This is a genomic window from Flavobacterium sp. ZB4R12 (genome assembly GCF_048276375.1).
GTDB lineage: Bacteria > Bacteroidota > Bacteroidia > Flavobacteriales > Flavobacteriaceae > Flavobacterium > Flavobacterium gawalongense.
Window position 1 is genome coordinate 21,179 of record NZ_JBLNKS010000028.1, and the last position, 7,177, is coordinate 28,355.

At 31.3% G+C, this 7,177-nt stretch carries 5 protein-coding genes; 4 read left to right on the forward strand and 1 reads right to left on the reverse strand.

What is annotated here, in order from left to right:
- Positions 1 to 30: 30 nt before the first annotated feature.
- Positions 31 to 3,234: a cytochrome c biogenesis protein CcsA gene (gene ccsA, locus ACNO7W_RS15870; protein WP_417938855.1), complete on the forward strand. Its 3,204-nt coding sequence runs from the start codon at positions 31 to 33 to the stop codon at positions 3,232 to 3,234.
- A 51-nt stretch (positions 3,235 to 3,285) separates the two neighbouring features.
- Here the strand turns inward: ccsA and ACNO7W_RS15875 are convergent, their stop codons facing one another.
- A complete protein-coding gene (locus ACNO7W_RS15875; protein ID WP_143388970.1) occupies positions 3,286 to 4,458 on the reverse strand; it encodes a helix-turn-helix domain-containing protein in 1,173 nt (390 codons plus the stop codon).
- 375 nt (positions 4,459 to 4,833) lie between these two features.
- Between ACNO7W_RS15875 and ACNO7W_RS15880 the strand changes: the two genes are divergently transcribed.
- The 3 genes from ACNO7W_RS15880 to ACNO7W_RS15890 form a co-directional block, all read left to right on the forward strand.
- Positions 4,834 to 5,304 carry a T9SS type A sorting domain-containing protein gene (locus ACNO7W_RS15880; RefSeq protein WP_143388969.1) on the forward strand — a complete coding sequence of 157 codons (471 nt, stop codon included), beginning with the start codon at positions 4,834 to 4,836 and terminating at the stop codon, positions 5,302 to 5,304.
- Positions 5,301 to 5,933, forward strand: coding sequence for a hypothetical protein (locus tag ACNO7W_RS15885; RefSeq protein ID WP_143388968.1), 633 nt, complete (start codon positions 5,301 to 5,303; stop codon positions 5,931 to 5,933). The genes ACNO7W_RS15880 and ACNO7W_RS15885 overlap by 4 nt, the downstream gene beginning before the upstream one ends.
- Positions 5,934 to 5,935: 2 nt before the next feature.
- The coding region (locus ACNO7W_RS15890; RefSeq protein WP_417938856.1) for a hypothetical protein at positions 5,936 to 7,177 on the forward strand (1,242 nt) is incomplete at its 3' end.

Below are 7,177 nucleotides of genomic sequence, written 5' to 3' on the forward strand. Positions count from 1 at the left end.
GCACTTTTATAAAACGAAATTCACTTTCAAATGAATCAAAAACTATATTCTATTTTGTTCTCTACACGATTAATGGCTATTCTTTTCTTAACTTTTGCAATCGCAATGGGAGCAGGAACTTTCATCGAAAGCAAGTACAATACTGATACAGCTCGAATTCTAGTTTATAACTCTTGGTGGTTTGAAGCCATAATGGTTTTCTTTGTGATTAATTTCATTGGGAATATCAAACGATACCAATTGTTAAAAAAAGAAAAATGGGCTACTTTATTACTCCATTTGTCTTTTATTTTTATCCTTTTGGGAGCTTTTGTGACACGATATATCAGTTATGAAGGAATGATGCCCATTCGCGAAGGCGCAGCTGAAAATCAGGTTTTTTCAGACAAAACCTTTCTTACTCTTTTTGTAGATGGTGAATATAAAGGGGAAATGAAACGCAGGGTTTTTGAAAAACAAGTACTGCTTTCTCCGGCTACCAATAATAATTTCAGTATTTCAGATAAGTTTGCCGATACGTCATTTGAAGTGAACTATGAAAATTTTATCATGGGAGCTAAAGAGTATATCAAACCGGATCCTAAAGGAGTTTTGTATTTAAAATTAGTGGAAGCAGGAGATGGTGGACGTGAAGAACATTTTTTGAAAGATGGTGAAGTACAAAACATTCATAATGTATTATTTGCTTTAAATAAATATACGGATGGAGCCATAAATATCAATACAACGGGAAGTAGTTACACCATTCAAACTCCATTTGAAGGTGCGTTCATGCGTATGGCCGATAAATTTCAAGGAAAAGTGACAAAAGACAATAGTCAGCCTTTGATGATGCGCTCGTTATATACCATTGGTGAAATGCGATTTGTATTTCCTGATCCAGCTGTAAAAGGTGTAATTGATTATGAGTCTAAAAATGATTTTAAAGCTAAGAATCTTGAAGATGCATTAGTGGTAAAAATAACTGCTGACGGACAAGAAAAAACAGTTACAGTAGTAGGTTCTAAAGGTAAAATTGGCGAAGCCAAAACAGTAAAAATAGGAAATAACGATTATACTTTGTTCTACGGAAGTAAAGCGTATGTCTTGCCTTTCAAGATAAAATTGAATGATTTTATTGCACAGAAATATCCAGGAACAGAGAAAAGTTATTCCTCATTTGAAAGTCAGGTGACCGTTCAGGATTCTGTTAAACCTTTCGATGCCAGAATATACATGAATAATGTCTTGGATTATAAAGGATATCGCTTTTTCCAGTCGGGTTTCGATCCTGATGAAAAAGGAACAATATTATCCGTAAACCATGATTTTTGGGGAACTTGCATTACGTATGGTGGTTATTTTATGTTGTTTTTTGCCATGATGTCGATTATGTTTACCAAGTATTCCCGTTTTGCCGATGTAAAACGAAAACTGGAAGTGGTAAAAACTAAAAAAGCAAAACTCTTGACCATTTTAGTTTTGTTATTCAGTTTCAATAGTTTCGCACAAGAACACGATCACGCGGATCACGAAGGACATGCACATACTGAAACCGAGGCAGCAGCGGAAACGCATGCGAATCACACCAAAAAAGTATTAAGTCAAAATGAATTAGAAGAACTTATAACGAAATATAAAGTTCCTGAAATACATGCGGCAAAATTTGGAAGGTTAATTATTCAGGATGCTGGTGGAAGAATGAAGCCAATCAATACTTTTTCTTCTGAATTGTTGCGAAAAGTGAGTCATAATGATACTTACAAAGGAATGAATTCCGATCAGGCATTTTTGTCAATGACACAATATGCGAATTATTGGATAGAAATTCCAATTATCTACATCAAAAGCGGGAATGATAGTATTAGAAAAATTATTGGGATTGACAAAGAAGCGAAATATGCTCCTTTTGTATCCTTTTTTGATGAAAAAGGAAATTATAAACTCTCTAAATATTTAGATGAAGCATTCAAATCAGCAAATCCAAACCAATTCGAAAAAGATTTTATCGAAACCGATAAAAAAGTAAATCTGATGGAATCGGCCTTGAGCGGGCGAATATTAAAGATTTTCCCAATTCCGGATGATAAAAACAACAAATGGATTTCCTATTTGGAACTCAACGAATCAGGCTTGAAAGGCATGGAAGCGACGTACACTAAAAATGTATTGCCTTTGTATTTTGGTTCTTTGGCTAACGCTTCAACCTCGAATGATTATAAAACAGCCGATGAATTGCTGGAAAGTATCAATGGTTTTCAAAAAAGATTTGGTAGCAAAGTGAGACCAAGTGAAGAAAAAATCACATCAGAAGTATTGTATAACAAATATGATGTTTTCAAAAAATTGCCTTATGGGTATATTTTTGCGTCTATTTTAATGCTTTTGTTTACAATTCTTAAAATATTCAAAGAAAGAAAGGCATTGAATTATCTAGTTAATTTTATGCATGTAATAGTAGCTTTATTATTCACTTTGCACACTTTTGGTTTAATCGCACGATGGTATATTTCTGGTCACGCGCCATGGAGTAATGCTTATGAATCTATCATTTATGTAGCTTGGGCGACCATGTTTTTTGGTTTGGCTTTCGACATAAAATCGAAACTTACTGTAGCCTCTTCAGCTTTTGTTACGGCAATGATTTTGGCTGCAGCCTACATGAACTGGATTGACCCGGAAATTGCCAATTTGCAGCCTGTTTTGAACTCGTATTGGTTGATGATTCACGTTGCGGTAATTGTAGCCAGTTATGGACCATTTGCATTAGGAATGATTTTAGGAGCGGTTTCTTTGTTGCTAATTTTGTTTACCAATGAAAAAAACAAAACCAAAATGGATTTGAATATTCAGGAAATCACGTATATCAACGAATTATCTTTAACCATAGGTTTGATTATGCTTACCATTGGGAATTTTCTTGGAGGACAATGGGCAAATGAAAGTTGGGGACGTTACTGGGGTTGGGATCCAAAAGAGACTTGGGCCTTAATCAGTATTATGGTTTATGCTTTTGTAATTCATGCTCGATTTGTACCTTTTTTACGTGGAAAATGGGTTTTCAATTTAATGAGTATGTTTGCCTTTATATCTATTTTGTTTACGTATTATGGTGTGAATTTTCACTTGGTAGGATTGCATTCGTATGCGAGTGGAGAAGCCCATTCCTTGAACTGGATTTGGTATTCATTAGGAGTAATAACTCTATTTGGAGCCATTACGTATCCAAAATACAGAAAGTATTACAAGAAATAAGATTTAATTATTTCCATAAAAAAAGGTTCAACTTTACGGTTGAGCCTTTTTTTATTCATCAATTTCCACTTTTGTCATTTTATAATATTCTAATGGAGAAACCCCTGAAACTTCTTTGAAACTCGTAAAAAATGGATTGTATGAAGTAAATCCAACCTTTTTTGATAATGAGTCTAAAGTGTTGTTTTTTAGATAGTTTAGTTCGATGTGCTTAATTGCATCATGGATTCGGATTACTTTTTTATATTCAGAAAAGGAAATTGTTGAATGGTATTTAAATATATAAGAGATATGACTTTTTGGGATATTCAGTTTGTTGGCTAAATCAGTAATTGTCATTTTGGGGTCTCTAAATAGTTCATATTTAAAAGATAGTTTTTCAATTTCTTCAATGTATACTAAAATATTTTTATCTATTTTTTCTTTTAAAACAAGATGTTGGCTATTATTTAATTTGCTATTAGAAGATATATTCCAAATCTCATTTAGTTCTAAGTTAGAGCTTCTATTTTCATTTATTTTCCTGTAAAGAGTACCATATCCATAAAGTATTTCAGGAGAAATTAATATTTTAAATAGAATTAGTAACCAAATAAGAGCCGATATCCATTGATAACTAATCCCTTTAATGTAAATATTATAATAGATCTCCAGAAGGATTGATACAAGAAGTCTAATTGTTATTAATGTAATTACAATAAATAAAAATAACGTCCAATTGTTAATTAATTCATTTTGCTTATTAATCACTTTAATATCAACTTCTCTGGTCCAAATATTTTTTTTTAATAGCCTGTAGCATAGAATAATATAAAATGAAGTATATGCAAAAAAAATGGTGTAAAAAATAAGTTTTAATCGTATTGAAGGGTGCTGAAAATCATTAAACTTGATTATGAATAAAAAAAATGTTGTTGGAAAAATAAAATGCAATAATTCTTTGCTATCAAAATATTTATTGTTACTAGATAAATTTTTTAAATATAAATAAAAGAGTGGAATTGCTACTGCTGAGAAGTTTGAATATTTATAGAAAGAGTCCTTAAAAGAGTCATCCGAAATAAAATAAGTTAACCCAATTATTAAATGACGGAATGAAATGATGAGTATTAATAAAATTATATACAAATTCATTACCCTATTTGATTTGTAACTTGTAAAGATTAATAGAGTAGTTACTAAACCAATTATACCGGTAATAATGCAAAGGAAATTTGTTGCCATTTGATTTTATATATAGTTTTTAACATTTAAAAAGAATGAAAATGGGGTTCTTTTTATTAATTAAGCAAATGCTACTAATGAATATTTCTTTGGTTTTTCTTAGTGTGTTATCAAATATAGTTTTTTTGTTTAATCATTAAGTTGCTAAAATATGAAAAAATATTTCTCATATTTTTAAATTAATACTACAATTGAATACTTTTTTTTTATGATTTCCTGTTTCTTTTATTGTTATGGTGTCTTACATGACTTCAGTTTAATTTAATAGTTACTAAAAACTGAAAAGTTGTTACTGATTAAGCTTATTTTCAAACCTTTATAATTTTATCGATAAACAGCAAATTATACGGCTTAGATTTGTTGAAATTATTTTTTATGAGGTATTTACTTATATTTTTCACTTTGACTTTTCAGGGTCAAGTTTTGCATCATCAAATGCTATCTTCACAAGGATTGTCTAAAAAAATGCCTGATGGTTCGATTATAAGGCAAACAATAGGGCAACAAACTCTTATTGGTACTTCAAGTAACAATTATGTAGTTATGCAGGGATTTCAACAAAGTATTTGGGGTAAATATATTTACTCTAATTTAATTGATGATATCAAAACCACAACTTATCCCAATCCATTTATTGAAACTATTAATTTTCAATTTTCCAAACCTATTAATGGACTTATAGAAGTAAATATTTTTGACATAGTGGGTCGTAAGATATTTGAACTAAAGAAAAAATCAAATGACAACATTCTGATTATAGATTTATCATTATTACCCAGTTCAGAATACCTAATTCGATTGAATGCATTCAACTTCAGTTATTATACTAAAATCATCAAACTATGAAAAAAAACTACTTATTATTTATTATTCTTTTTGTATCATATCAAGTTTTTTCTCAGGAAATTTTTTTTAATACTGGGAAGAACTTTACAAAATATGACTACAAAGATTCTTCTGGACAATCAAATTTTTATCTTCAAAGTGGAGTAGGCAGTTTTTTCGAGTTAGGCATATCTAAGCCATTAAAGAATAAAACATTTTATGCAATTGGATTGTCTTTAGATGATTACAATGCTATTGGTAGTAATTCCGTTATTTCATACCGATGGGACACAAAATATTTAGGTATCAATAGTGAATTAAATTATTCGATTTTACCCTCAACAATACTTTTAAATAAAAATTTCAATTTTTTTATAAAAATTGGATTAAAAGGGGCAACAATAATTTATGGAAAACAGGAAATAGATGGTGTTTATTACGATTTAGTAAAACATAAAGAATTTTCAGGAATAGTACTCGTTCCACATATAGGATTTCAAGCCAAGTACAGTATTTCATCTTTTGGATTTTTAAGTATTGGTTATAATTTTAGTAAGAGTTTGAATAATTCTAATGTTAATGGCGAAAAATTATCATTTGATACTAATCAAATTCAATTAGGAATTCACTTCACTATAAATAAAAATTAATTATGAAAAAAATAATTTTACTTTTTATACTTTTATTAAGTGCCAAAAGTATTGGGCAAATAAAAGGAATTAGTTATCAAGCTGTAATTCTCAATCCAAAAGGGGAACAAATACCAGGTGTAAATAACTCAAATACACCACTTGCTAACGGTGATATTTGTTTACTATTTAAATTTTTTGATGAATATTCAAAATTGGAATATCAAGAAGTTGTTCAAACTAAAACGGATCAATATGGAATGGTTAATTTAATAATTGGCAATGGAACACAAACAGGTGGATATGCTATTTCTTTTGATACTGTAATATGGGATTCTTTAAAGAAAACTTTAGTAGTTGCTATAAACTCAAATGGAAATTGTTCTTCATTTACAGAAATTAGTAATGAGCCTTTTACCTATGTTCCTTTTGCCTATTCGTCAACTAATGCTATAAATGTAACAGGTGTTGTGTCTATTGAAAATGGAGGTACTAATGCCACTTCTCTATTAGATGCAAAAAAGAATCTTGGTATTGATAAAGTTGATAACACTAGTGATTTGAATAAACCACTTAGTATAGCTACTGTAAATGAATTGAGTTATAAAGAAAATTTATCTAATAAGAGTACGAGCATTATAACTGATGGTGCATCAGATGTGAAATACCCAAGTGTAAAATCGGTTAAAGATTATGTTGACGCCTCGGCAACATCGAGTTCAACTGCTTTGGCTTCAGAAGTATCCCGTGCTGCGACTGCAGAAACTGCATTGACCACGAATTTAGCTTCAGAAATAACCCGTGCCACAACAGCAGAAGCTACCAAAGAAGCTTTAGCAAATAAAAGTACAAACCTGACCGCTGACGGCACATCAGATGCGAAATACCCAAGTGTAAAATCGGTTAAAGATTATGTTGACGCCTCGGCTACATCGGGTTCAACTGCTTTGGCTTCAGAAATATCTCGTGCCACAACCGCCGAAGGGACATTGACTGCGAATTTAGCATCCGAAACATCTCGCGCCACAACAGCAGAAGCAACCAAAGAAGCTTTAGCAAATAAAAGTACGAACCTGACCGCTGACGGCGCATCAGATGTGAAATACCCAAGTGTAAAATCGGTTAAAGATTATGTTGACGCCTCGGCAACATCGAGTTCAACTGCTTTAGCTTCAGAAGTATCCCGTGCTGCGACTGCAGAAACTGCATTGACCACGAATTTAGCTTCAGAAATAACCCGTGCCACAACAGCAGAAGCAACCAAA